The following is a 23,984-nucleotide window of genomic DNA, read 5'->3' as shown; positions in this document are numbered from 1 at the left end:
TAACGGAAATATCGTACCGTTACCTGAAAAATTGTTGCGAATTTACAAAAAAAACATCTTCTGACGACCATTGCCTGTACGCCCGACCAATTTGTAAACGTTCTAAACAACCCAAAGAACTTGAGCTGCGCAATTAGACGGAAATCAGATCCGGCTTTATCCGTTTGAGTTCGGCAATCGCATGAATTGGATTCTTGGCTGCAAAAATGGAGTTCCCGGCCACCAAAATATCTGCCCCTGCCTTCAACAGCGCCAGGGCGTTATGAATACTTACACCACCGTCGACCTCGATCAATAAACGATCGTTTCTTTCTTCAGCCAGTCTCCGCAGTTCCTTTATTTTCCGATAAGTACCCTCGATGAATTGTTGCCCCCCAAACCCCGGGTTGACTGACATGATCAGTACCACATCTACGTCTTCTACGATCTCATGGAGAAGGGAGACAGGGGTACTCGGATTGATGGCTACTCCTGCGGTACATCCCAATTCCCTTATCGCGTGTACTGTCCGGTTCAGGTGGGTACAAGCTTCGAGATGCACTGTAATATGATCTGCGCCCAGTTCTTTGAACTGTCCGAGGTATTTATCAGGGTCCGAGATCATCAGATGCACATCCAGCGGTTTTCTCGCATAGTGCGCAATGGACGCTAACACAGGGAACCCAAAAGAGATGTTGGGCACGAAAACACCGTCCATGATATCCACGTGAAACCAGTCTGCCTCACTTTGATTGACCATCGTAATATCGTCGTGCAAATGTGCAAAATCAGCGGACAGTAAAGAAGGAGCTACAAGGTGTTTACGCTTCGACATGGTTCTTTTTCTGCAAAGATAATCAATTACCGCTTATTCTTTGCCAAGCACCGATCTGAAGTTATTTATCTGCAAGAAAGTCGAAACGCTCCCCAAGGTCCGAGGGATATTTATTGGCCGGATCCTCTTCGTTTGCGTCGTCGGCATCCTGATACAGGTTGCCGCTGAGTAATCTATTCAGGAGCTTTCGCACCAGCGGGTATTCGAACTCACTTTTGCTCAATGTGATGAGGTACTCACTGTCGGTGATTTCAATATTCGATTTTGTCATGATACACGCTATTTATTTTGCGGACAAAAGTTACCGCATCAATAATAACTTGCAATTAACAGTAATTTACCATATTGTTAAGCCACTTCTTTTTGGCCCAAAAATCCAGTTTCCTTCGCATGCTATCGTTTTTTTAGTAAATTTGGACTAAAATATGACAAGTGGCAAGGCTAAAAATCAAATACGAATCAACTTATACTGCGCCTAAATACGGTTATTTACCCAAGTATGCGATGATACTGGCGAGTGTCACATTGATCACGTTATTTTTGCCGAAGCAACCGCGTTTCAGGTATGAGTTTGAAAAGGGTAAGGTGTGGATGCATGAAGACCTGATATCCCCTTACAATTTTGCCGTCCTGAAAACCCAGGCCGAGCTGGACAGAGACCGAGAAAACGTACTTAAGTCCGTATATCCGATCTATAACAACAACACACAACTTTTAGACCAGCAGCTCGCCCAGTTCGAGACCGATTTGCCTGAGAAATGGCGGGCCTCCGGATTGGACACCCTCGGGGAGAACATGGCTACCTATGAACAGGTTGGCCGCCAATTGCTTACCGATGTCTACAAGCGCGGCATCATCGCATTGAACAATAAATTTCAGCGTGAGCAAACCCACTACAACTTCACCCTGCTGACGGACAATGTAGCAAGGCAACTCAATACTGCGGCGGTTTTCACCACGGAGACAGCACGTGAACATCTCGAAAAGGCGATAAAAGCGCGGTCGGCCATCAAGCAGAAAGAGTGGTTTGTCGAAATGCTCACTGCTTACCTCAGCGTGAATTATCAATTTAATGAATCCATGACAGCCAAGCTGGAAGAAGATGCGTTAGCAAGCATATCTACCACGAGAGGCATGGTACAGCGGGGTGAGCTCATTGTTGCAAACGGAACGACCGTAACCAATGAGATTTACCAAAAGGTCGAGTCGTTGCGCAAAGCTTACGAAGAGGAAGCGCGTATCGGCGGAAACCGTGCACTGGTCATGCTTGGGCAGTTTTTGATCGTAGCCCTGGTGGTAACACTGCTCTTTGTGTTTATTTACCTGTTCCGAAAAGACATCTATCACAACAACCGGTTGGTCTTTCTGATTCTTATTGTGATTACAGGCATGTTGCTGGTATTGTCTTGGGCAATCACAATCAGGCTTCCCAGCCTGTATTATATCCCCTATTGCATCGTACCGATTATCATACGCATTCTTTTTGACACCCGTTTGGCGCTCAACATCCACTTGCTGATGGTGCTTTTGGCAGCCTTCTTTGTACCGAACAGCTTCGAATTCGTCTTTTTGCAGTTTTCCGCCGGGATGGTAGCCATTTATAGCATCAAAACATTGGTAAAAAGAGAGCAATTTCTGATTTCATCTGCCATTATTTTGGGCACTTACTTGGCGGCCTATATCGGGATGGGCCTTATGCGCGATGGATCGTTCGGCAACCTCAATTGGTCAGACATTGCACCCTTTGTCTTTAGCGTGCTGCTTACATTACTGGCCTATCCGCTGATTTACGGATTCGAGCGGGTATTCGGCATTATTTCGGACGTCACCTTGATGGAGCTCACCAATAGCAATTCGAAGTTGCTCCGCGAACTTTCATACAAAGCCCCGGGCACCTTCCAGCACTCCATGCAGGTAGCCAACCTCGCCGAAGCTGCGATTTACAAGATAGGCGGCAACACCTTACTGGTACGGGCGGGCGCGCTTTATCACGACATCGGTAAGATGTCAAACCCACAGTATTTTATAGAAAATCAGACTAAAGGATACAATCCGCACGATGGCCTTTCCTTCGAACAGAGCGCGCAGATTATCATTTCCCATGTGGCAAAGGGAATCGAGTTGGCAAAGAAGTATCAATTGCCCGATGTGATCATTGATTTCATCCGGACCCATCACGGAACCACACGAGTAGACTATTTTTATCAGTCGTATATCAAGTCATTTCCCGAAAAATCCGTAGACGAAGACGTGTTCCACTATCCTGGTCCAATCCCGTTCTCGCGCGAGACCGCCGTATTAATGATGGCGGATTCCGTGGAAGCCGCCTCCCGAAGCCTGAAGGAGCCCACCGCGCAAAGCCTCAACGATTTGGTCGACAAAATCATCGAGTCTAAGTTGAGCCAGAAGCAACTTGTAAACAGTAATATTACACTGAAAGACATTACAATGATCAGCGAAATCTTCAAGGATATGCTGAAAAGTATTTATCATGTCCGCATCGATTACGATGCCAGCAAAAAGGGAAACACAGCTCAGCGGATCGACCCCAGAACTGTTCAGCATACCGACTGAGCACCCCGAAAAAATTGATTTTTTCGCATGCGATTTTTCTAAAATTCGTTTTTTTATAGTACGTTTGCACTCGCAAAAAGGTGAGGTGCCTGAGTGGCCGAAAGGAACAGTTTGCTAAACTGTCGTACTGGAAACGGTACCGCGGGTTCGAATCCCGCCCTCACCGCCAAAGCAAACAGCAAGCCCGACGACCGTCGGGTTTTTCGTTTAACACGATTGAGCCAAGCTTGCTTGAGCTAACCGGTTTAAACGAAAAAAGACGAGCGCAGCGATAGCCTTGCTGTTTGCTTTGGAACCTCCCCGCGTAGGGAAGGCTGCGGCCAACGAGCGCGGGTAATGCGGGACGCAGCCAATCCCGTGCGGGCGCTCCTTCCCACTGCTGCCGGACCCGCGCATGGATCGGCGCTCTTGCAAAGCCTTAAGGCAACGTTAATCCCGGAACGGATGATTGGTAACCAAGGCGTGTTACATCCCGTACAAACAGTTAACAAGGCGTTGAGTAGGACGAAATAACGGCGGGATCGCTTATCTTTGCAAGACGACGGCTACGCGCATGGGGCATATTAAAGCATACTACGAAGGACTAACGGCATTGAGCCGCACAGACTGGCAATATATCGCTGCCCGGTTTGAACGGATATGTTTTTTGAAAGGTGATATACTGACCGCACAGGGCGACACTGAGCAATTTTTGTACTTCGTTGAACACGGCATCCTGCGGTATTACATTCCAGATCAGGAACACGAAGTCACATTCCATTTCTGCTTTAGTAAAGAATTCGCATGCGCTTACGATTCCCTGCTTACCCAAACGCCTTCCGGCTATCAGTTGGGGGCGCTGGCGGATACTGTTGCTTGGCGTATAACTTACCGTCATCTCCAAGAAGTATATACAAACACCCGAGCGGGCAACGCTGTCGGACGTATTGCCGCGGAAAAGCTGTTCTTCTAAAAAGCAAACGCGAACTGTCACTGCTGCGTTGCACGGCCAAAGAGCGTTACCTGAACCTTTTTAACGAACAACCCGAAATCATCAAACACATCCCGCTCAAATACGTAGCGTCTTACATCGGTATCACGCCGCAGGCACTCAGCCGCATACGGAAGGAAATTTGTTAACATCGATTCATTGCATTATCGGTCAGTACCATGGACCTTTGCCAAGATAAGATGATTAGCCATGATTATACCCATTCTGTCTTACGGCCATCCGATACTACGGAAGAAATGCGAACCAATCGATGCGGGTTATCCTGCACTTCAGCAACTGATCGACAATATGTGGGAAACCATGCTCCATGCCAACGGATGCGGATTGGCGGCACCGCAGGTCGGCAAGTGTATCCAGCTGTTTGTGATCGATAGCAAAACGACTTATTTAAACTACGATGAGGAGGAACGTGCACTGTATTTCCATCCTGATGATGAAGGAATCGAAGAAGTATTTATCAATGCCGAGATCAGGAACGATCGGCTCAAGTATGGCAGGATGAAGAAGGCTGCCTGAGCATCCCCCACTTTTCCCAAAAAATCAACAGGTCATGGGCAATTACAATCGACTATTACGACCGCAATTTTATAAAACAGACGAAAACCTTTGCGGGGGCTACGGCACGCATGGTGCAACATGAGTATGACCACACTCAAGGTATCCTCTACCTTGATTATTTACATCCGCTGACAAGAAAGATGTTGGAAGGTAAACTCCGGAAAATTGCAAAGGGGCTACAGCCGGCGGGATATCCTATGCGATACCGCAAATAACATGCGATAGGAATAACGCTACATAAATATGGAGTAAGAATTTATCGGTGAAAAATAACAAGCAGATGTTTCTGTTTTCTTATATTTGCAGCAGATGATGACTCCGTAGCTCAGCTGGTAGAGCAACTGACTCTTAATCAGTGGGTCCAGAGTTCGAATCTCTGCGGGGTCACCAGTCAAAAAAGTCGTTTTTCCGTATAGAAAAACGACTTTTTGCGTCTTAAGCCACGAACGTGCAATAGTCTGAAAGCGGACTGTTTAGGTTCTAGATTTGCAATACCGAATTGAGCATCTCAATGTCAGTCCAGATGTGCTTACTAAACGGAAGGCGGTAGTCGCCGAGAGGGCCTGAGTTTGTTCCACAATTAAATATTACGATATTTAGCCCCAAAATCCGCAAACAGATGAAAATCGCCACCTATAACGTCAATAGCATCAATGCCCGCCTACCCGTTGTACTGCGGTGGCTGGGCGAAACACAGCCAGACGTCGTTTGCCTGCAGGAATTGAAGGCCATCCAAGAAAATTTCCCAGCCGAGGCGTTGCTAGATGCCGGCTACCATGCTATTTGGCATGGCCAGAAAAGCTGGAATGGCGTAGCGATTTTATCGCGGTACGGCCAGCCCGAGGAGACCTGCCGGGCACTTCCCGGCGATCCGGAAGATAGCCACAGCCGTTATATCGAAGCAAAAATAAACGAGATCATCATCGGTTGCTTATACCTGCCAAATGGAAATCCCGCACCGGGGCCCAAGTTCGACTACAAACTCCGTTGGCTTGACCGATTGATCGCGCATGGCCAAACGCTGCTGAGCCAAAAAGCTCCCGTGATCCTTACCGGCGATTTCAATGTGATCCCTACAGAAATGGACGTGTATAAACCCGAGCGGTGGACAGACGATGCGCTTTTCCGGCCTGAAACCCGGGAAGCCTTCCGCAGGCTGATGGCTCAGGGATGGACGGATGCCATCAGAAGCGTCCACCCCGACGAAACTATTTATACATTCTGGGACTATTTCCGCAATGCATTCGGTCGCAATGCGGGCCTGCGCATCGACCACTTTTTGCTAAGCCCTTCGGTAAAGCCGAGCCTCAAATCCGCTGGTGTAGACCGCTATGTACGGGGCTGGGAAAAGACCAGCGACCATGCCCCAGTTTGGATTGAGTTGTCCTGAGGCGGCCATTGCAACCGACTAGAATGTACGCCGGGGTTCCCGAGTGGTTTTACCGGCATGGTGTGCCTCGATGGCAGATCGGGGCAAGCCGGTCAGCTAAACATCGAGACGAACGCCGCGTTACCGCTACCACCTAACCAGCCGGTATGCACTGTCCCAAAAGTGGTATTCCAATCGGCTGGCTGTGATAAAAGCTTCCGTCATCCGCTCCCGCATACTACCCGTCGTCGCTTCGGCTACGCTGTCGCAGATTTGGATCGCTTGTCGCACGGACACCGCAAAGTCCTCCCCCGCGTAGGTATCAATCCACCGCTGGTAAGGGTTGTTTCCAGACTTTTGGTTTGTATAGATGTGATCCCCCACCTCTTTATAAATCCAGAAACAGGGCAACACAGCAGCCATAGCCACCTCTACCGGTTCCAGCGCAGCAGTACTTTTGAGGTAATGCACATAGTGATGGCATGCAGGCTCAAGCACGCCCCGCTCCGTAACACCGAAATCCCGGAAATACGATTCATGAAGCGCATTTTCCACCACGATAGCACCCTCGCCGAAACGCATGAATGCCAGCGCGTCATCGATGCCCGCAGCGCGCGCGCCGATGACCGCCAATGCACGACCGAAGTGCTCCAGGTAGCCCCAGTCCTGCGCCATGTAAAACCGGAACTTTACGATGGGCAATGTTCCCTCCTGCAACTCCATAATGAAGGGCATGCCAATAATGGATCCGTACAGCGGTTCAATGGACCTCCAAGCATGTTCAGACCAAGTCATACTTCTTCAGTTCAAGCGGATTAAAAAAATGATTCAATGGGCCATTGCCATGGCCGACCTGCACGTCCCGGCTGTGCAGGATCGCTTGGTGCACGTATTCCTGTCCAGCTCCCACAGCTTCCAGCAGATTTCTTCCCTGTGCGATAAAGCAGGCAATTGCAGAGGACAACGTACAGCCCGAACCGTGTGTGTTGTTTGTCTCAAACCTGTCGAAGCTGAACTCATGTACATCACCCGCTTCATCAAAATACAAGGAAGTGAGACGGGGTGCATCGAGGTGTCCGCCTTTAAGCAGCACCGAACGGCAGCCAAGTTGGCGGATTTTTGCGCCAGCAAGACGCATGTCATCCAACGTACGCACAGGCATCTCAGCGAGGATAGCCGCTTCGTCCATGTTCGGGGTTACGACCGCTGCGATGGGAAACAATCGCTCAACGATCGCCGCAATGGTCTTATCCTCGATGAGCTTGTCGCCGCTGGTAGCCACCATCACGGGGTCGAACACCACCGGCACATGCGGATACCGCGCTAAGGCATCCAAAATCGTGCTCACCAGTTCAGCGGTATGTACCATACCGATTTTTATGGCATCCGGGAAAATATCGTCAAGAATAGTTTCTATCTGCTCGTTTACCGCTTGGTAAGGAATCGGATAAATAGTCCGGACGCCCTGCGTATTCTGTATCGGCAGCGCGGTCAGTGCGGAGGTAGCATAGCATCCCAGCGCAGAGATAGTCTTGATGTCTCCTTGTATGCCGGCGCCTCCGCTGCCATCGAACCCGGCAATGGTAAGTACCGAAGGATATCGGTATTTTTTTCTGTTCATATCGCGTTATTAATCAGTTCTTTCAGTTCAGTTGCTGCGGTTCGTGGGCTGTCTGTTGCACAGATCGCAGAAACCACGGCAACGCAGTCGGCCCCCGCGCGAATGGCGTCTGCAACGTTTTCCCGATTCATCCGGCCGATGGCGATCAGCGGTTTGCCCGTCAAGTTTCGGAGTTGGCGGATGCCCGTGATACCCCATTCCGCTATCGTGTCGGTCTTGGTAGCCGTTCTGAAAATCGGGCTGACTCCAAGGCAGTCGGCCACTGCTGTCTCAGAGTGCTGCAATTGCGCTAATCGCTCGATGGAATACCCCAGCAACCGGCAATCTGGCCATGCATTGCGGACCTCACTGGGTGGGATATCTTGCCGCCCCACATGAATACCGAATGCGCCCACAGCCATAGCCACCGTTAAGTTATCATTGATTATCAAGGGTATTCCATAGCGGTCTGTCACCGCCTTCAACTGTGTTGCCTTTTTCTGGAAGACATCATTACTTGCATGCTTCTCCCGCAATTGAATAATGTCTACCCCACCTAAGATAGCCTCCTCGGCCACCCACAGCGGGTTTCTGCCCCTGCAGTCGGCCTCAGACAATACCAGGTATAGCCGATATGGAAAGGCAAAGTCAGGCTTCATGTGAAATCCGGAGCCGCGTGGTGAATTCCTCTTCCGTAATGTTATACAGCTTGTCCAACAGGTTGACCTGCAGGCTTCCTGGCCCACTACTCGCGGCGGCAGCTAGTTCGCCACATACACCCATCAGCGCCATAGCCGCCCCTACTGCCTCCACGCGGTTGTCAACCACTGCAATAAACGCACCGATAAGGGCTGTGGCCGAACACCCCAGTCCCGTTACCTTCGTCATTAGTGGGTCCCCATTGTGGATATACATCGACTGGGCTGGCCCCACCACAACGTCCACCGCACCGGAAATGCAAACTACGCTGCCATACCGCTGGCAAATGGATCGTGCGGCGTCCAACGCTTCACTGCTTGCCGCGGTACTGTCCACCCCCTTGGTGGCCTTGGTGTTGGCCTTGGCCAAGGCCATGATTTCGGAAGCATTGCCGCGGACTACGGTGGGCCGGTGCTCCAGCAACTCACGGAGCGTGGTATCACGGTATCCCGATGCACCGGCTCCCACCGGGTCCAGTACCCAAGGTTTGCCGGCTTCCCCGGCTAACACCGCCGCCCGGAACATCGCTGCCACCCAATAATCATCCAACGTCCCAATGTTAACCACCAGCGACCGGCAAATCCGCGACATATCGTCCAATTCGGCATGGCCATGCGCCATGATGGGCGAGGCACCCACCGCGAGCAGCGCATTTGCCGTATTGTTCATAACCACAAAATTCGTAATGTTCTGCACCAGCGGAGATTGCTGGCGGACGGTTTGTACATGATCCCAAAGTTGCTTTTCCATATCAAAATACATTAAATGGCTAAAGCGGATTCCTTTGGATTGCTTTTCCCTACGCCGGTATCAGCCGGATCAGGTTCGAAGGGTGTGTCTCAATTCTTCTCAGAATACCCCTAAAGCCGATCAAAGATAAGAAAAATTTTACGATCCATTAATTTGCATTGCCGTTTTTAAAAAACAATTGCAACAGCTCACTCAGCCTATTCCGCTATTTTCACTATACTTGGAAGCGAAACAACGTTCTTGCAAACAATAACCGCATTATCGGCATTATCTCCTTAGACAACGAAAGCGAATGATCATGAATACCACAACATCACTCACCTACCAGCTCCGTGGCGTATGGGAGCTTGACCGGATAGGTTACGGCGCCATGCAGCTTACTGGCCCCGGCGTATGGGGCGATGCCCCTGACCGCGAGCTGGCCAAGCGCGTGCTGCGGACGGCGGTCGAATCCGGTGTCAATTTCATTGACACAGCGGACTCGTATGGCCCGCATACCAACGAAGTGCTCATTCGTGAAGCCCTGTCGTCTTACTACCCGAATATCGTTGTCGCCACCAAAGGAGGTTTGGAGCGAACCGGCCCCAACCAATGGCCTATCAACGGCCATCCAGCGCATATCCGTCAAGCCATCGATGGCAGCCTCCAGCGGCTTGGCAAAGATGAGATACAGCTGTGGCAGCTCCACCGGGTGGATCCCAACATACCGATTGAGGAATCGCTCGGGCCGGTAGCCGATGCCGTAAAGGCCGGAAAAATTTTGCAAGTAGGTCTTTCCGAAGTAGACATCCCGACCATCGAGCGCGCGGAGAAAGTAGTTCCCATCGTATCCGTGCAGAACTTGTACAACCTGGCTGAACGCAAGTGGGAAACCGTAGTAGACTACACCGCCGAACGTGGGATTGCCTTTATTCCCTGGTACCCACTGGCCTCCGGCCCTGATAAGCTCCAAAAACGAATCGGTGCCTTGGCCGACAAATACGAAGCTACCCCAGCCCAGGTTGCGCTGGCTTGGCTGTTGAGGCGATCGCCCAATATCCTGCTTATTCCCGGCACCAAGTCATTGATCCATTTGCAAGAGAACCTGCGGGCTGCAAAAATCCCATTATCTGACGATGATTTCTTCAGCTTATCGGTTTGAGATAGCACCGGCGTGGACTACAGCGGCCGTCCTTTGCCGAGTTGCCGGCTCAGCGGATCGCGACCAATTAAGATACTAAAATTTTTTGCTAAATTCGCTGCGTATTAAAAACGATAGCACGATGTCCTATTGCGATTACATCCCCACCATGCAGCCCGAAGCGCGCCGGGCATTGCACAAAAACTACCACGACAAACATTACGGCTTTCCCATTCATGATGACAACGAATTGTTCGGCCGGCTCATCATGGAAATCAACCAAGCTGGGCTGAGCTGGGAAACCATCCTGCGCAAAGAACAGGCCTTTCGCAAGGCTTACGACAATTTTGACATCGCTAAAGTAGCCGCATATGTCGAGAAAGATCGCGATCGGCTACTCGCCGATGCAGGCATTATTCGCAACCGGCTCAAAGTCAATGCAGCCATTGAAAATGCTAAAGCGATCATGCAACTGCGGCAGGAATACGGCTCATTTGAAAAGTGGCTGCAACATCACCATCCCAAAACACTTCAGGAATGGATGAAGCTCTTTAAAAACACCTTCAAATTTACCGGCGGCGAGATTGTCAATGAATTTCTGATGAGCACCGGCTACCTGCCGGGCGCACACAATCCCGGTTGTCCGATATATGCCGAGATACTGGAAAGCAAGCCGATGTGGGCTGTGAGATAGTCATTTCAATGTTCGTCGGACGGTTGCATCTCAGCACCAAGGGTAGTCTCCAAAATGAGCTCAAAGGTTTGTTCCGTGGGCATGTTGCTCGGAATCTCCTCAGGTATTTCGTGACAATGCCAACGGCGCTGTTTATACACAACTTCGAACGCGGCGACGGTTTCGTCAATTGGTAAGAGCTCCCCAGCCGTTATGCGGGCACCCTCCCCGCCCTATGCAAGGCTTGATACGCTTTGGGGCTCATTCCGGTTATTTGCCGGAATGATTCATGAAACGAAGCGAAATTACGGAAACCGCTGGAATAACATAGCTCTTTGACCGGCCGTTGTGGTTTTTCCACCAACTGCCTGCAAACATAACCAATCCGAATTTCTGTGAGAAACTGCACATAAGTTTTTCCGGTCCGCTGCTTAAAAAACCGGCAAAACGAAGTTCGGCTTAGCCCCACCAAATCGGCAACGTCTGCTAAGGCGATGGGATGCCCTAAATGGGCGAAGCTGTAACTGTATATTTTATTAATCCGCGCCTCGTCCATGTGATCTATCTGGTAGCCAAAGCCGGGCGATGATAGCGGTTGGGCGTTGGGCTGCATAGCTAAAAATGCTGCGAGGCATTGCAACAGTCCTATCAACCTATGTATACCGTCTGTTTCATTGACAGCGACCAACTGGTCAAGCACACGCCGCGCACATTCGCCACGTAAGCGGAGCCCCCGCCTGCTCTGATCGATAAGCTGAGCCAGTCCGGCCGATTCCGGCAAGTGCATAAAGACCTCTCCCAAGAGGCCCGGCTTGAAGTGAATCGCTGTGGAGTAAGGTCCCGCCTGCTGACCGCGTTCCGTCGCGTCATCATACCGCCAACAATGCGGGACGTTCGATCCGACCATGACGACGTCGCCAACTTCGAAGCGTGTGATGCTATCGCCCACAAATTGTAAGCCCGAGCCCTGGTGAAAGGCAATCAATTCGATTTCACCATGGAAGTGCCACCAGCTGTTGGTGTTAGGCACCTTATCTTGTCGGATGCTGAATGACCTTTCAACCGGCTGTTGTACAAATAGCTGTTTTGCCCGCATCGCCATATTCTTTCAAACAATTATCAGATTTTTGGGCTAAAAAACAAAAATTATGGCAATATTTCTTAATCATCCGGCAACGCACAAGCAACTTTTAATGGATCCAAACGCATAATTTTACGCTCAGTTATGGACACCATCATTTGTCACACCCCAGGCGTACTGCAACTCATTCAAACGGATGAGCCGCGCTCCCATGCTACCGAGGCATCGCTTAAAATTCGTCAAGTTGGCCTCTGCGGCACCGACCTCCATGCCTTCCAGGGTGTACAACCGTATTTCAGCTACCCGCGCATCCTCGGTCACGAGCTTGCCGCTGAGGTGTTGGACATTCCATCGGGGCATGGCTTCGAGGTGGGCGAACTTGTAACCGTAAAGCCCTATTTTCATTGTGGCACCTGCGTAGCCTGCCGGCAGGGGAAAACCAACTGCTGTGTGGATATGAAGGTTTATGGTGTACACGTAGACGGCGGAATGCGTGCCCGGGTTTCGCTGCCGATTACCGCACTGGTCAAAGGTGATGGCTTGGATGTTGACCAGCTCTCGCTTGTTGAACCGTTGGCCATCGGTGCTCATGGCGTGCGCCGTGCTGGGATCCGCCCCGGTGAGTATGTACTCGTCATGGGTGCTGGCCCGATTGGTATCGGCACCATGTTACTGGCCCAAGCTGCGGGAGCACACGTCATCATCATGGATACCAACACCCACCGCCTGCACCACTGCTCCACTCTTGCAGATAATCTGGTGACGATAGACGCTACCAGCGGGAATGTATACGATCAGGTGCAAAGCCATACGCACGGCGATATGGCCGGTGTGGTTATTGATTGCACGGGAAGTCAGCTAGCCATAACAAACGGTTTCAGCTATTTGGCGCATGGCGGCCGGTACGTGCTCATCGGCTTGCAGCAGGAGGATATTGCGTTTCCTCATCCCGAATTCCACAAGCGCGAAAGCACCCTACTGAGTAGCCGCAATGCGCTTACCGAAGACTTCGATTGGGTGACGCACCTGTTGCAGGAGGGTGCCATCCAACCGGACATGTTTATCACGCACCGGATCACGCACACCGAACTGCCCAATGCGTTAGCGGACTTGCTGGATCCGGCAAGCGGTGTCATTAAAGCGGTCGTTGATTTCGGGGGATGGTGAGCCCCGCTCGCCCGGTGGAATACGCTGATTCTGCCATCCGGTTCATCGAACTGAGCGCCGTCACTTCCCTACTTACGCCACACCATGACATACGTTTCTCCCGCTTGGGTAGGTATATCATACGTAAACACCTGAGGTAACGCCAAGTTGACTAGTTTTGCCTCCGGGCTGATGACCGGCTCCGGAGTCGGGGCCACGAAATAAAAGGGATTGGGATTTGTCCCCTTCGCCTCCTTCAGTTGCTCCCCCTCGGGGGAAACCAGTGGGTTGGGAGACCTCAACCGCAAATGGCCGCCGAGTTTGGCGGTGATGACCACGCGCTCAACAACCCCATCTTTCCAAACCAGCTCGTCGATTTCAAAGCCGCCCAGTGCACGGAGCCCTGTAATCGATCCGGATGGCCATGCATCCGGCAACGCCGGGAGCAGGTGTACCGCCCCATCGGCACTTTGCATCAGCATCTCGGCAATACCTGATGTGCAGCCGAAATTGCCATCGATCTGGAAGGGCGGATGCGCATCGAATAAGTTGTTATACGTACCGCCGCCCCTGTTGCCGACTACTGGCGTCAATTGATCCTGGATGAGTTTGAACGCGTGGTTACCATTTTGCATCCGCGCCCACCAATTCACTTTCCAGCCCATGCTCCAGCCCGTCGAGACATCACCCCGGTGGATTAGCGTCGTCTCTGCGGCCTTGAAAAGTGCGGGGGTCCGGTAAGCCGAAATCTGGTTGGACGGGAACAGTCCGTACAGGTGAGAAATATGCCGATGCTTATCGTCTGGACTATCGAGATCTTCCAACCACTCCTGCAACTGACCATACTTGCCGATATGCATTGGGGGCAGGCGGTCACGGAGACGTTTAAGCGTATCAGCAAATGAAGCGTCCTTGCCCAGCAGCTCCGCCGCGCGGATCACCGTGGAGAATACATCAAACACCAACTGGTTATCCATGGTCGCTCCTGCGGCCAACGACGATCCGTCTGTTCCTTGGGGCGCGTTTTCGGGTGAAGTACCGGGGTTGATCACCAGCCAACCATTGGCGGGATGCGGCACCAAGAAATCCACATAGAATTCCGCAGCACCTTTCAACACCGGGTAGGCTGCTGCTAAGAATTCCCGATCGCCGCCATACAGGTAGTGCTCCCAGAGGTGCTGGCTCGTCCACGCGCCGCCACCATTCCAGATTCCCCAAAACGCCCCGTCCACGGGGCCGGTAGCCCGCCAGATATCGGTATTGTGATGTGCCATCCACCCACGTGTGCCGTACATCGTTCTCGCTGTTTCCGATCCCGTTTCAGCCATTTCCCTGACCATCCGCAGAAAAGGCTCATGCAACTCGGCCAGGTTGGTCCGTTCCGCGGGCCAATAGTTCATCTCCGCATTGATGTTGATGGTATACTTACTATCCCAAGCGGGCTTTAACCGGTGGTTCCAAATCCCTTGCAGGTTCGCCGGCTGTCCTCCCGGCTGGGATGAGGAAATGAGCAGGTAGCGTCCGAACTGGAAGTAAAGCGCCGCGAATTGCGGATCGTGGGTATGGCGGAAATTCGCCAGCCGCACATCCGTGGACTGGTTTGCCGCATCGCTGGTTCCCAGGTCGATTGTTACTCGGTTGAAGTACCGTTGGTATGCCGCAATATGGCCTTCCAGCATACGGGCAAAATCTTTTTTCAACGCCCCTTGCAGGTAGTGGCCAGCCCGTTCTGCCGCGTTGCCGGAAATATTGCGATAGTTGTTGAAATTCGTACCGATGGAGATATAGATGGTCACCGCGTCGGCCGCCGTCACGGTCAACTGATCATCATCGGTTGCGAGTGTCCCGCCCTGGGCTACAACGTTGATGATTCCTTCGTATCTCACCATTCCCTTTACACCCTCATGATCGCTCGTGACACCTGAAAAACGGAGTTGCCCCCCTTCTGCCGTGACGGTATCCGTCTTATGCGGCGCCGTATAAGAGGCCATGAAAGATATGGATGATGGCTTGCTGGCAGTCAGGTGCACCGCAATCACGCGGTCGGGCAACGAGGCGATCACCTGCCGGGTAAATGTTACCCCGCCAACCGTATACGTGGTCTTCGCAACGGCGGTTTCCAGGTCCAGCTCGCGGCGGTAGTCTGTGTAGTGTTCATGTCCGTTGAATGCCAGGTTCAGGTTACCTGCCGGCTGGAACATCTGCCCAGAAGACTTCTGATGAAACATCAGCCGGTTGGCCATGTCCTCTGCTTCCTTTGCCCTGCCGTCAAAGATCAATTGGCGTATCGTGGCCAGCGAGTCGCAGGGAACCGCCGTGTCGTTCCGATTCGGGCTGCCGCTCCATATCGTATGTTCATTGAGCTGCAGCGTCTCCTGTGGCACGTTGCCATATACCATGGCGCCCAGCCAGCCGTTTCCTACCGGCAAGGCATTTTCCCAGATTTCGCCCGAGGGCTTGTCGTACCAAAGCGTTAACCCCGGCTCGGATGGGCCGGCTCTGTGCTGTCCGTTGGTTACTTTGCTTACACAAGCGATTGTCACCACTAAAACGTAAATCCTCGCAACGATCATGGCATATGGTCTCATCATGGTATGGGATATCGTCGAATTGTTTTGCTAAACTAATAAATCCTTTCACAAATATGGCATACGCGGCTAGCCGGCCTTTAGCGTCACGTTTTTGACCTGTAAGAGGTCTTTCCCCTATGCCGCGGTTATTCAATTTCCGCTGGTGGCCATTGATGATTTTTGCTGGCAGGTCGCGCATCGCTTCCCGGCTATTTGGTTATAAACTATTACAAAGAGAGCGGATTCCGCGTTAGGTTACAATGGATAGGTTATCCATTGATTTAGGTATATTATCATATTTGTACCACATGCTGTAAAATCGAAGATAGCACGTGTACGTTGTACTCCACACCGAACGTGTTGGCTAATGTTTAAAGGAGTGTATCAGCCGTGGTGGGACACAAACTTTCTCAAAAGCGTGAGCATCTTTCGGTCCAGCTTGTGGCCGTACCAGTCCTCGTATTGCACATCCTTCCTTCCGGAATTAAGGATACCGAACTCCCCGTTGAATTCCCACAGCGCAAATCCAATACCGTGTTCAGTCAACACGGAAAACATGTCGTCCATCCACGCCAAAGCGACATCATGCGGGGTTTCGCGCCAAGCCCCACATTCGCCACAATGTACACCTCCCCCCTGCTCCACCAACGCGATCCACGGCGCAAACTGCTCCCGCAGCCACGACTTGTCCTGCAGTTTACCGTTGTCCATTCTGGGCCATGAGACGTCAGGCAGGTCGTCGGGATGCTGAAAGACCCAAGGCGCCCGGTAATGTGACACCAAACCCGGTGCATACCCCCGGCAGCTTTGCCCTACGTCCAGTTCTTGGATATTGTCGATTACCTCAGTACCGATGTTGTTGCCGTCGGCGATGACAAGGTGCTTGCGGCTGGCCATCCGGATCGCATCAAACCCTTTGATGATCAAAGACCGATACAGCTCCTTCGGCACCGCGGTACGCTTTGAGAACTGATCGTTCATATTTTCGCGCCAGCAGGGTTCATTAAGCAAATCGAAGCTGATCTGATTGGAGGTCTTATGACGGAACACCTTGGCCCAGTATGCCCAGTGGAAGGTAAAGGCTTCCATGGCTTCCGGGTCCTGCCACAAGTTATAAGGCTCCTCGAATCCGGCATTGACGCAAAATCCGGGTGCCCGGTGCAAATTTAGACTCACGTGCAGGCCACAACGGTTGGCCATCTCTACCAGATCAACCACGTCGTGCACCCGCGCTACACTGATGCGGCAGACTTCGGCTTTGGCAATGGGCCGTGTCCGATCAAAATCCACGTAATACGGATAAGCCATCGGAACGCGCACAAAATCAAAACCCCAGTCCGCCATCCAGCGGAAATGGTCTTCCAGCGTGGTTTGCCGTTTGTTCCTGGGGTCAGGGTTGAAGAAGTCCAGCACGTTGAACCCTTTCCACCGGGGCAGTTTGTTTACCGGCTTGGCCGACGGCGACCCAACAACAGGCAATACGGACCAGCCCGTGGCTCCCAACGCCAGTGCTCCGGCTTTTTTGATCATTTCCCTACGGTGCATGTTCATTCCGGTTAGTTTCTTGCTATTGTCGTTCTCATTTGTTGGTCATCACGGGATATGTAGGGTCTTCGATAATGTTGACATCGATAACCGATTCGGCATTTTTCAGCAACTGCCTGCAATCCTGGCTCAAATGCCGCAGGTGAAGCTTTTTGCCCCGTTGGTGGTACTTTTCAGTGATTTTGTTTAACGCCTCTATAGCGGACATATCTGCAACACGGCTTTCCCGGAAGTCGATGACGACCTCATCGGGGTCGTTAATGACATCAAATTTCTCAATAAATGCAGCGGTCGAACCAAAAAACAGCGGACCGAAAATTTCGTAATGCTTTACACCTTTGTCGTCAACAAATTTTCTAGCGCGGATACGCTTAGCACTTTCCCAGGCAAACACCAAGGCGGAAATGATAACGCCGATCAACACCGCGAGCGCCAAGTTATGTAAAAGCACGGTTATTATGGCCACCAGCATGCCGACAAAAATATCATGGCGAGGCATTTTATTAATGATGCGGATACTTGCCCATTCAAAGGTCCCAATGGCCACCATCATCATCACGCCAACTAACGCAGCTAAAGGTATTTGCTCGATGACCGGTCCCGCAACAAGGATAACCGTCAGGATAGTGAGGGCACCGATCACCGCGGAAAACCTGGTCCGCGCCCCCGCCCCGATATTGACCAGTGTCTGGGCAACCATGGCACAGCCTCCCATCCCCCCGAAGAAACCATTGGTGATATTGGCGATGCCCTGAGCTGCCGCTTCACGGTTTGACTGGCCTTTGGTATTGGTTATTTCGTCGACCATATTTAAGGTCAGCAGCGATTCGATTAACCCTACTCCGGCCATCACTAATGCATAGGGGAAAATGAGTTGCAGTGTTTCCAGATTGAACGGAATTTCAGGGATATGAAATGCAGGCAATGAGCCGCTTACCGATGCAATATCGAGCACCTTTCTGGTATCAATATTGAAGAAATAGACGATGCCAAAGACAATCATAATAGCTACCAACGACGCTGGGACAGCCTTTGTGAGTTTCGGCAACAGGATCACTATGACGATGGTCAACGCGGTTAGTCCGGCCATTACATAGAGTGCAGGTCCGTGCATCCACCCATCAAGCCCGTTTTCGGATACTTTAAACTGTGCCAGCTGTGCCATGAAAATGATGACGGCGAGCCCGTTCAAGAAGCCATACATGACCGGTTGGGGAATCAATCGGACAAACTTACCGAGCTTGAACAACCCGACCAATAACTGCAGGAAACCCGCCAAAACAACGGCCGCGAAAAGATATTCTACCCCATGTGCGGCGGCCAATGCAATAAGCACGACGACTGTCGCGCCGGCTCCGCCAGACACCATGCCGGGCCGGCCGCCTAAAACGGCGGTAACCAGACCCATCAAAAACGCGGCGTAAAGACCGGTTAGTGGAGATAGTCCGGCCAATATGGCAAACGAAAGCGATTCAGGAATCATAGTCATCGCAACCGTTAGCCCGGCCAGTATCTCGTTTTTGTAATTTATACGTTGTTTAAAATCAAACAGATTGAGAAGTTTCTGCATCGACATCGAATTATACCTATGCTTCAATAGGGCCGAGCATGAACATCCGGAGATGATCAAGGCGGTGTTGCACGGGCGCAAAAGTACATTTTTTTCTGTAAAGCAATCATGCCCTATTGCCGCCAGCAGGACGGTGGCGCATCAGGCCCCTCATCGTAGGCTATTGCATATTTCGATGAAGTTGTTTAATTTTGCGCCGCAACAAACGCGATACACCGATGAGAATGACCAGCACCTGCGTCGCCTTTGTCTTTCGGGACAGGGCCTAAGACCAAACGGAGTTCCGTTTGGCTTCCTCTTTCCTTCAGGCGTCGGGCCTGAAGCATTTCAACTGTTTATTTACATCTTAGTAACCATTGCCCTTATCGAAAGGATTAATTGTAGCTGATCGTCATGCAACACTCGTGGAAACGAACATTTGCCATCATCTGGAGTGGCCAATTTATATCACTACTCAGCAGTTCCGCTGTCAATTTTGCCATCATCATCTGGTTGAGCCTCGAGACCGGCTCCGCCGAGGTACTCGCCTATGCCGCCATCGCGGCGCTTCTTCCGCAGACGCTTATCGGTCCATTTGCCGGAGTGTATATCGACCGTTGGGACCGCAAACGGACGATGATCTTTGCCGATGGGTTCATTGCCGCATGCACCCTGGTGATGTCCGTACTCTTCTATTTCGGATATTCCGGACTGACATTCATATACGTCCTGCTCGCGCTGCGATCGGTGGGATCGGCATTCCACATGCCGGCGATGCAAGCTTCCGTGCCGTTACTGGCGCCGGAATCCGAATTGCTGCGCATCGGAGGAATCAACCAGGTGATCCAATCGGTGTCCAGCATCGCCGGTCCGGCACTCGGCGCACTGGCCATCGGTCTGATGGATATCGGTTATGTACTGCTGCTGGACATCGGGGGCGCCGTAATGGCCATCACGTCCCTGTTGCTGGTCCGTATTCCCAATCCCGAAAAGGATCCGAAGCAACAAGCGGGAGTGAAACAAGTGCTTCGCGACCTCGCGCTTGGCATACGCGCTGTCACATCCAACAAGGGGATTTCCTGGCTTTTCGGCTTTTCCATCTTGGCCACGTTCTGCATCATGCCCGTGGCGGTGCTGTTTCCGCTGCTCACGCTGCAGCACTTCGGGGGCGGGAAGTTCGAGATGAGTGTAATTGAGGTGGTCTGGGGTATCGGTATGCTGGTGGGCGGCGGCCTATTGGGCGTATTTAAGCCCTCGTTGAACAAAGTCATCATCATCAACAGCATGCACATCCTGTTGGGCATCAGTCTGGCGGTATCAGGATTGCTGCCTGCCTCGGGGTTCATCTTTTTCACGGCACTGACCATCCTTGGCGGTGTCGCGGCCTCCATATACAACGCCAGCTTTACCACCGTGCTACAGGAAAAAATCGATCCGGCAATGTTGGGACGCGTGTTTTCGATGTATTTCAGCATCGCATTGCTTCCTTCCATGATCGGGTTGCTCAGCACCGGATTCATTGCAGACAACATCGGTATCAGCCTCACTTTCGTGATACTGGGCAGTGTCATCAGTGTTGTAGGCATCGTGTCATTCTTCGTACCGGCGTTGATGAAACTGGGTGTTAACAACATTCCGTGTGCGGCTTTAGCGCAGGAGATGAATGTGTAACGGTCTAAATACCGGCCATAGTGGTTGCACTTCGGTATCGGGAAGATGTAACCTGCGCTGGAAATCAGCAGGCTCATGAGGGCCGTCCGAAACGCTTATTGCTCGTTGATGAATTGTACCGCTTTTTCGGGCACCTCGTCGCGTCCAGAAAAACAAAGATAGACCACCTGTTCGACGGGTATTTTAGCCAAACTGAAGCGCATCGAGCCGGTTTCCTATGGCAAAGGCAGCCATGTCCCGCTCCAGCCGATCGAAATCATCTTGTCCGATGGTTTCGGCTATTTTGCCGTCTTCCAGCACATAGATAATGTCACAGGTTTCTTTGAGGGTTGAAAAGATATGCGAAGAAATCAATACTGTTTTTTTCTCAATTTTCAACCGCCGGATGATTTCGGTGATCAGCAATGCGCTATGTATATCCACTCCATTGAAAGGCTCATCAAGGATAAAGAAATCATTCTTCTGCAGAAGAATCGCCAAGAGACCAAGCTTTTTTTTCATCCCGGCAGAGTATTGCTGCGCATATCGATCGAGCGGAAGGTCGAACACATTCCGCTCGTCCAAGTTTTCATCCGAAACCCCACGCGCCTTGCAGAACAACCGTAAATATTCGCGTCCGGTGAGCTTCGACGGAAAATAGGGCTCGGTCTGCAAAAAGCCAAGCCGGTCTTTGAGCACCTCACCTTCAGCCGCCACTTTGCCACCATGCTTTTCCAGTCCGGCCAAGCAATTGAAAAAGGTAGTTTTCCCCGCGCCGTTCCGCCCTACAAGGCCGTATACCTGCCCACTACGGAAGTTTAGGTCAATGCCTTTCAATACGGCGGCTCCACCAAATGATTTTGTTAATTGAGAAACGTCAACGTTCATAGCACTATTGCGATATTACTTTTTGCCCGGCGGAAAAAATAGGGCATGGAAACCAACAGCAATGGCGGAAACACGAATGACACCGCCATAAAAATACCTTGCGGGATACTCACGCCCCGTGGAAAAGCCGCATACTTGGCCAGGACAGCCAAGGCAAGATAACCATATCCCACCGCCGAAGCTGCCAATACCAAAAGCCAGTCATCCGGAAAAAAGCAGGTAATAGCCGCAGCCATCGGAAGTAACACAATGGTCAGGTGTCCGAGAGCTGACCTTACTTTCAGCCAAAGAAAGGCCACGGGTGTCAACCGATAAACCCAAACATACGAAAGGGGCTCACACCAGGCATAGTAGTTGGCGCATACGAAGACAACCCACAGTAACGCAGCTATGCTGAGTTTCTCGTTGCCTACATAAATACCGACCACCATCAGCACGTAAGCGATGAGCAGCAATCCGACCGAGCTTCTGAAGCCCACGGCAAACTCAAAAGGATGGCCCGAGCATGGTGTAGGTAGCACGGTCGATCCGCTAGCGCCTATACGGAGCGGTAGCGCAGCCATTGCCATCCCCAAAAGGCCGAAACAGAACCACGCCTCGCCCCTGTATAGGAGAAATAGTAGAAATGGCGCAATCATCAACATATTCTCAAGTATACGAATTCGCCAATACGTCAGCCGGTCAAACACCTGCCGCAAAAACCGTTGCCGACCCACATCGCACCCTTGCAACAATATCAAAACGGCAATTCCCACATAAATCCATGGTGCATATGATGTACGGAGAAAAAGTGTGATGGAGCCAGCGAGAAAGAGTATCGGCAGGCATACATATACAAACGACGGATGTATTCCCCAATCGCTGATGGTGCGATGCATTCGTTGGGCCTGTAAAGCGAAGAAATAACGGACGGCATCCATCACGTGGTTTCTTTAGTTGTCTATTTTTATCATATTCTTTTTACAAAGACCGATATTTTAATCCATACCCCGAAATAATTTTACGGTAAGTTACGATTGGTCGCAAAAAAAACAATCAGCTGCCCACCGCGTTACCTCTAATGCAACTGGTATTGATAAGAAAAAACAACGATAAGTTATGGACGCTTTGACCGCATCAGTCGAAATAGCACTTCCCCGCAAACAGGCTTTTGAATGCTTTGTCAGGGAAATAACCTTATGGTGGCCCAAGGAGTATACCTGGTCAAAAAACAAACTGGTCGAATTAAGCATCGACCTGATTCCGAATGGGCTGTGCAGTGAAATCGGGCCGAATGGCTTTCGCTGCGATTGGGGCACCGTGACGGCGGTAGACTACGGCCACGGCTTTTCACTGAAGTGGCAGATTTCCGCAAACCGCAATCCAGAACCTGACACGGCAAAGGCCAGCGAGGTGCAAATCCTTTTCAAAGACGCCGAATACAGCAATACGAACGTGATGCTTACCCATCATCAATTTAAAAACCACGGAGAGGAATCCGATAACTACCAAAAAGCCATGGCGTCTAAGCAGGGGTGGCCCTATATCCTATCGTCATTTGCAAACTACGTGCGCGACCGACAGTAAAAACAAAAACGCTTAAATAATCGCATAGCGTTTAAGTGCGTTCCAGATGCCGTGTCCCTCGGTGGTGTCGGTCACATAGTCGGCTGCAGCTTTCACATTTTCCCCGGCGTTGGCCATCGCCACACCTACACCTGCGCTGCGCAGCATCTGGATATCATTGCCGCCGTCGCCAAACGCCATGGTCCGCTCAGCCGATAGGCCGTACCGCGCAAAAAACTGTTCCATTCCGATCTGCTTGCTGATGCCGCGCGCATTGACATCGATAAACACCGGGCACCAACGGCTCGATTCACAGTTCTTCAGCACGTTATTGATCAGGTGCAATTCTTTATCCTGGTCGACAAATAAATTGAGCTGGAGGACTTCATTTTCCAACGCATCAGCAAAAGGCCGAGGACGGGGTACATCCAGTTTCAGCAGTTCGAAAATGGCCGTTACCTCGTCGGTGATATCACTGATGAATGACCCTTCCGTGGTCATCACGCCCACTGGAAAATTTTCGGTCATATGCAAATGGTCGTGCAATATCCGGATATCGTCCACATCGATGGTATGGCGGAAAAACGATTGCCCGTCTCCATCCACGCAATAGCTCCCGTTGAACGTAATAAATCCGTCAAATCCATACTGCTCCAAGAACTTAGCATGTTCGTACGACCTCCCTGTCGATACAAAGATCTTGATCCCTTTTGCTTTCAACATAGCCAAGGCTTCTATGGTGGAATCGGGAATAACCTTGCTCTTTAATCCGAGGAGCGTGCCGTCGATATCGAAAAAGACGGCCTGAACGTGTGGATGTGACATCATGCAAAGATCGTCATTTCTTTGATGGTGTGCAACA

The 23,984-nt window shown here is 51.3% G+C and carries 22 protein-coding genes, 2 tRNA genes, 1 pseudogene and 1 riboswitch; of the genes and pseudogenes, 11 read left to right on the top strand and 14 right to left on the bottom strand.

Going from position 1 to position 23,984, the window contains the following annotated elements; translation table 11 throughout:
• Window positions 1–133: 133 nt before the first annotated feature.
• Together rpe and ACFOET_RS10290 are read right to left on the bottom strand one after the other, a co-directional pair.
• Complete coding sequence (gene rpe / locus ACFOET_RS10295) at window positions 134–814, bottom strand: ribulose-phosphate 3-epimerase (protein ID WP_379022246.1); 681 nt, start codon at window positions 812–814, stop codon at window positions 134–136.
• A gap of 61 nt (window positions 815–875) precedes the next feature.
• The gene (locus ACFOET_RS10290) at window positions 876–1,085 is read right to left on the bottom strand and encodes a hypothetical protein (protein WP_379022244.1); all 210 of its coding nucleotides are present in this window, start codon (window positions 1,083–1,085) and stop codon (window positions 876–878) included.
• Between the two features lie 161 nt (window positions 1,086–1,246).
• Here ACFOET_RS10290 and ACFOET_RS10285 point away from each other — a divergent pair, with 161 nt between their 5' ends.
• The 3 genes from ACFOET_RS10285 (at window position 1,247) to ACFOET_RS10275 (ending at window position 4,340) form a co-directional block, all read left to right on the top strand.
• Window positions 1,247–3,388, top strand: coding sequence for an HD family phosphohydrolase (locus ACFOET_RS10285; protein ID WP_379022242.1), 2,142 nt, complete (start codon window positions 1,247–1,249; stop codon window positions 3,386–3,388).
• A 79-nt stretch (window positions 3,389–3,467) separates the two neighbouring features.
• Window positions 3,468–3,557: transfer RNA gene (locus ACFOET_RS10280), tRNA-Ser, on the top strand.
• A gap of 384 nt (window positions 3,558–3,941) precedes the next feature.
• A complete protein-coding gene (locus ACFOET_RS10275) occupies window positions 3,942–4,340 on the top strand; it encodes a Crp/Fnr family transcriptional regulator (protein ID WP_379022240.1) in 399 nt (132 codons plus the stop codon).
• Window positions 4,341–4,357: 17 nt separating this feature from the next.
• Here the strand turns inward: ACFOET_RS10275 and ACFOET_RS10270 are convergent, their stop codons facing one another.
• Complete coding sequence (locus ACFOET_RS10270; RefSeq protein ID WP_379022238.1) at window positions 4,358–4,510, bottom strand: hypothetical protein; 153 nt, start codon at window positions 4,508–4,510, stop codon at window positions 4,358–4,360.
• A 58-nt stretch (window positions 4,511–4,568) separates the two neighbouring features.
• Between ACFOET_RS10270 and def the strand changes: the two are divergent.
• The 3 genes and pseudogenes from def (at window position 4,569) to xth (ending at window position 6,327) form a co-directional block, all read left to right on the top strand.
• Window positions 4,569–5,152, top strand: a pseudogene (gene def, locus ACFOET_RS10265) (peptide deformylase).
• 99 nt (window positions 5,153–5,251) lie between these two features.
• Window positions 5,252–5,327, top strand: a tRNA-Lys gene (locus ACFOET_RS10260).
• Between the two features lie 229 nt (window positions 5,328–5,556).
• A complete protein-coding gene (xth, locus tag ACFOET_RS10255) occupies window positions 5,557–6,327 on the top strand; it encodes an exodeoxyribonuclease III (RefSeq protein WP_379022236.1) in 771 nt (256 codons plus the stop codon).
• Window positions 6,328–6,453: 126 nt separating this feature from the next.
• Here the strand turns inward: xth and tenA are convergent, their stop codons facing one another.
• The 4 genes from tenA to thiM are packed head-to-tail and all read right to left on the bottom strand — an operon-like array spanning window position 6,454 to window position 9,355.
• Window positions 6,454–7,101, bottom strand: coding sequence for a thiaminase II (tenA, locus tag ACFOET_RS10250; RefSeq protein ID WP_379022234.1), 648 nt, complete (start codon window positions 7,099–7,101; stop codon window positions 6,454–6,456).
• Window positions 7,088–7,927: a bifunctional hydroxymethylpyrimidine kinase/phosphomethylpyrimidine kinase gene (gene thiD / locus ACFOET_RS10245; protein WP_379022232.1), complete on the bottom strand. Its 840-nt coding sequence runs from the start codon at window positions 7,925–7,927 to the stop codon at window positions 7,088–7,090. Before thiD ends, tenA begins: the two co-directional genes overlap by 14 nt.
• A complete protein-coding gene (thiE, locus tag ACFOET_RS10240) occupies window positions 7,924–8,565 on the bottom strand; it encodes a thiamine phosphate synthase (protein ID WP_379022230.1) in 642 nt (213 codons plus the stop codon). Before thiE ends, thiD begins: the two co-directional genes overlap by 4 nt.
• Window positions 8,555–9,355: a hydroxyethylthiazole kinase gene (thiM, locus tag ACFOET_RS10235; RefSeq protein ID WP_379022228.1), complete on the bottom strand. Its 801-nt coding sequence runs from the start codon at window positions 9,353–9,355 to the stop codon at window positions 8,555–8,557. Before thiM ends, thiE begins: the two co-directional genes overlap by 11 nt.
• Before the next feature lie 29 nt (window positions 9,356–9,384).
• A riboswitch (TPP riboswitch) is annotated at window positions 9,385–9,477 on the bottom strand.
• A gap of 176 nt (window positions 9,478–9,653) precedes the next feature.
• On the opposite strand from thiM, the gene ACFOET_RS10230 reads away from it, so the two are divergent.
• Both ACFOET_RS10230 and ACFOET_RS10225 read left to right on the top strand, forming a co-directional pair.
• On the top strand, window positions 9,654–10,496 hold the full coding sequence (locus ACFOET_RS10230; protein ID WP_379022226.1) for an aldo/keto reductase: 843 nt from the start codon (window positions 9,654–9,656) through the stop codon (window positions 10,494–10,496).
• A gap of 121 nt (window positions 10,497–10,617) precedes the next feature.
• Window positions 10,618–11,169 carry a DNA-3-methyladenine glycosylase I gene (locus tag ACFOET_RS10225; protein WP_379022224.1) on the top strand — a complete coding sequence of 184 codons (552 nt, stop codon included), beginning with the start codon at window positions 10,618–10,620 and terminating at the stop codon, window positions 11,167–11,169.
• A gap of 190 nt (window positions 11,170–11,359) precedes the next feature.
• On the opposite strand, the gene ACFOET_RS10220 is transcribed toward ACFOET_RS10225, so the two are convergent.
• Window positions 11,360–12,244 (bottom strand): AraC family transcriptional regulator, encoded by an 885-nt coding sequence (locus tag ACFOET_RS10220; RefSeq protein WP_379022222.1) that lies wholly within the window; start codon window positions 12,242–12,244, stop codon window positions 11,360–11,362.
• A 129-nt stretch (window positions 12,245–12,373) separates the two neighbouring features.
• On the opposite strand from ACFOET_RS10220, the gene ACFOET_RS10215 reads away from it, so the two are divergent.
• Window positions 12,374–13,396: a zinc-binding alcohol dehydrogenase family protein gene (locus tag ACFOET_RS10215; RefSeq protein WP_379022220.1), complete on the top strand. Its 1,023-nt coding sequence runs from the start codon at window positions 12,374–12,376 to the stop codon at window positions 13,394–13,396.
• Window positions 13,397–13,464: 68 nt separating this feature from the next.
• Here ACFOET_RS10215 and ACFOET_RS10210 read toward each other — a convergent pair whose 3' ends face one another.
• From ACFOET_RS10210 to ACFOET_RS10200, 3 genes are all read right to left on the bottom strand, one after another.
• Entirely contained in the window at window positions 13,465–15,966 is a 2,502-nt protein-coding gene (locus tag ACFOET_RS10210) for a glycosyl hydrolase family 95 catalytic domain-containing protein (RefSeq protein WP_379022218.1), read from the bottom strand.
• 363 nt (window positions 15,967–16,329) lie between these two features.
• Entirely contained in the window at window positions 16,330–17,496 is a 1,167-nt protein-coding gene (locus tag ACFOET_RS10205) for a glycoside hydrolase family 5 protein (protein ID WP_379022216.1), read from the bottom strand.
• A gap of 28 nt (window positions 17,497–17,524) precedes the next feature.
• Entirely contained in the window at window positions 17,525–19,060 is a 1,536-nt protein-coding gene (locus ACFOET_RS10200) for a SulP family inorganic anion transporter (protein ID WP_379022214.1), read from the bottom strand.
• 393 nt (window positions 19,061–19,453) lie between these two features.
• Here ACFOET_RS10200 and ACFOET_RS10195 point away from each other — a divergent pair, with 393 nt between their 5' ends.
• The gene (locus ACFOET_RS10195; RefSeq protein WP_379022212.1) at window positions 19,454–20,710 is read left to right on the top strand and encodes an MFS transporter; all 1,257 of its coding nucleotides are present in this window, start codon (window positions 19,454–19,456) and stop codon (window positions 20,708–20,710) included.
• A 183-nt stretch (window positions 20,711–20,893) separates the two neighbouring features.
• Here ACFOET_RS10195 and ACFOET_RS10190 read toward each other — a convergent pair whose 3' ends face one another.
• Both ACFOET_RS10190 and ACFOET_RS10185 read right to left on the bottom strand, forming a co-directional pair.
• Window positions 20,894–21,577 carry an ABC transporter ATP-binding protein gene (locus ACFOET_RS10190; protein WP_379022210.1) on the bottom strand — a complete coding sequence of 228 codons (684 nt, stop codon included), beginning with the start codon at window positions 21,575–21,577 and terminating at the stop codon, window positions 20,894–20,896.
• Window positions 21,574–22,455 carry a hypothetical protein gene (locus ACFOET_RS10185; protein ID WP_379022208.1) on the bottom strand — a complete coding sequence of 294 codons (882 nt, stop codon included), beginning with the start codon at window positions 22,453–22,455 and terminating at the stop codon, window positions 21,574–21,576. Before ACFOET_RS10185 ends, ACFOET_RS10190 begins: the two co-directional genes overlap by 4 nt.
• 220 nt (window positions 22,456–22,675) lie before the next feature.
• Here ACFOET_RS10185 and ACFOET_RS10180 point away from each other — a divergent pair, with 220 nt between their 5' ends.
• Window positions 22,676–23,143: an SRPBCC domain-containing protein gene (locus ACFOET_RS10180; protein WP_379022206.1), complete on the top strand. Its 468-nt coding sequence runs from the start codon at window positions 22,676–22,678 to the stop codon at window positions 23,141–23,143.
• A gap of 12 nt (window positions 23,144–23,155) precedes the next feature.
• Here the strand turns inward: ACFOET_RS10180 and ACFOET_RS10175 are convergent, their stop codons facing one another.
• Window positions 23,156–23,950 carry a Cof-type HAD-IIB family hydrolase gene (locus ACFOET_RS10175; RefSeq protein ID WP_379022204.1) on the bottom strand — a complete coding sequence of 265 codons (795 nt, stop codon included), beginning with the start codon at window positions 23,948–23,950 and terminating at the stop codon, window positions 23,156–23,158.
• Window positions 23,951–23,984 lie beyond the last annotated feature (34 nt).

Origin of the sequence: Parapedobacter deserti, assembly GCF_042646065.1 — a bacterium.
GTDB classification, from domain to species: Bacteria; Bacteroidota; Bacteroidia; order Sphingobacteriales; family Sphingobacteriaceae; genus Parapedobacter; species Parapedobacter deserti.
Note: the sequence above shows the minus strand (reverse complement) of the source record. Positions and strands in the feature narration are given on the sequence as shown.

Coding starts and splice junctions, on each gene's coding strand:
- rpe (WP_379022246.1), bottom strand. CDS start 814: ATGTCGAAGCGTAAACACCTTGTAGCTCCTTCTTTACTGTCCGCTGAT.
- ACFOET_RS10290 (WP_379022244.1), bottom strand. CDS start 1,085: ATGACAAAATCGAATATTGAAATCACCGACAGTGAGTACCTCATCACA.
- ACFOET_RS10275 (WP_379022240.1), top strand. CDS start 3,942: ATGGGGCATATTAAAGCATACTACGAAGGACTAACGGCATTGAGCCGC.
- ACFOET_RS10270 (WP_379022238.1), bottom strand. CDS start 4,510: ATGTTAACAAATTTCCTTCCGTATGCGGCTGAGTGCCTGCGGCGTGAT.
- xth (WP_379022236.1), top strand. CDS start 5,557: ATGAAAATCGCCACCTATAACGTCAATAGCATCAATGCCCGCCTACCC.
- tenA (WP_379022234.1), bottom strand. CDS start 7,101: ATGACTTGGTCTGAACATGCTTGGAGGTCCATTGAACCGCTGTACGGA.
- thiD (WP_379022232.1), bottom strand. CDS start 7,927: ATGAACAGAAAAAAATACCGATATCCTTCGGTACTTACCATTGCCGGG.
- thiE (WP_379022230.1), bottom strand. CDS start 8,565: ATGAAGCCTGACTTTGCCTTTCCATATCGGCTATACCTGGTATTGTCT.
- thiM (WP_379022228.1), bottom strand. CDS start 9,355: ATGGAAAAGCAACTTTGGGATCATGTACAAACCGTCCGCCAGCAATCT.
- ACFOET_RS10230 (WP_379022226.1), top strand. CDS start 9,654: ATGAATACCACAACATCACTCACCTACCAGCTCCGTGGCGTATGGGAG.
- ACFOET_RS10225 (WP_379022224.1), top strand. CDS start 10,618: ATGTCCTATTGCGATTACATCCCCACCATGCAGCCCGAAGCGCGCCGG.
- ACFOET_RS10220 (WP_379022222.1), bottom strand. CDS start 12,244: ATGCGGGCAAAACAGCTATTTGTACAACAGCCGGTTGAAAGGTCATTC.
- ACFOET_RS10215 (WP_379022220.1), top strand. CDS start 12,374: ATGGACACCATCATTTGTCACACCCCAGGCGTACTGCAACTCATTCAA.
- ACFOET_RS10210 (WP_379022218.1), bottom strand. CDS start 15,966: ATGATGAGACCATATGCCATGATCGTTGCGAGGATTTACGTTTTAGTG.
- ACFOET_RS10205 (WP_379022216.1), bottom strand. CDS start 17,496: ATGAACATGCACCGTAGGGAAATGATCAAAAAAGCCGGAGCACTGGCG.
- ACFOET_RS10200 (WP_379022214.1), bottom strand. CDS start 19,060: ATGCAGAAACTTCTCAATCTGTTTGATTTTAAACAACGTATAAATTAC.
- ACFOET_RS10195 (WP_379022212.1), top strand. CDS start 19,454: ATGCAACACTCGTGGAAACGAACATTTGCCATCATCTGGAGTGGCCAA.
- ACFOET_RS10190 (WP_379022210.1), bottom strand. CDS start 21,577: ATGAACGTTGACGTTTCTCAATTAACAAAATCATTTGGTGGAGCCGCC.
- ACFOET_RS10185 (WP_379022208.1), bottom strand. CDS start 22,455: ATGCATCGCACCATCAGCGATTGGGGAATACATCCGTCGTTTGTATAT.
- ACFOET_RS10180 (WP_379022206.1), top strand. CDS start 22,676: ATGGACGCTTTGACCGCATCAGTCGAAATAGCACTTCCCCGCAAACAG.
- ACFOET_RS10175 (WP_379022204.1), bottom strand. CDS start 23,950: ATGATGTCACATCCACACGTTCAGGCCGTCTTTTTCGATATCGACGGC.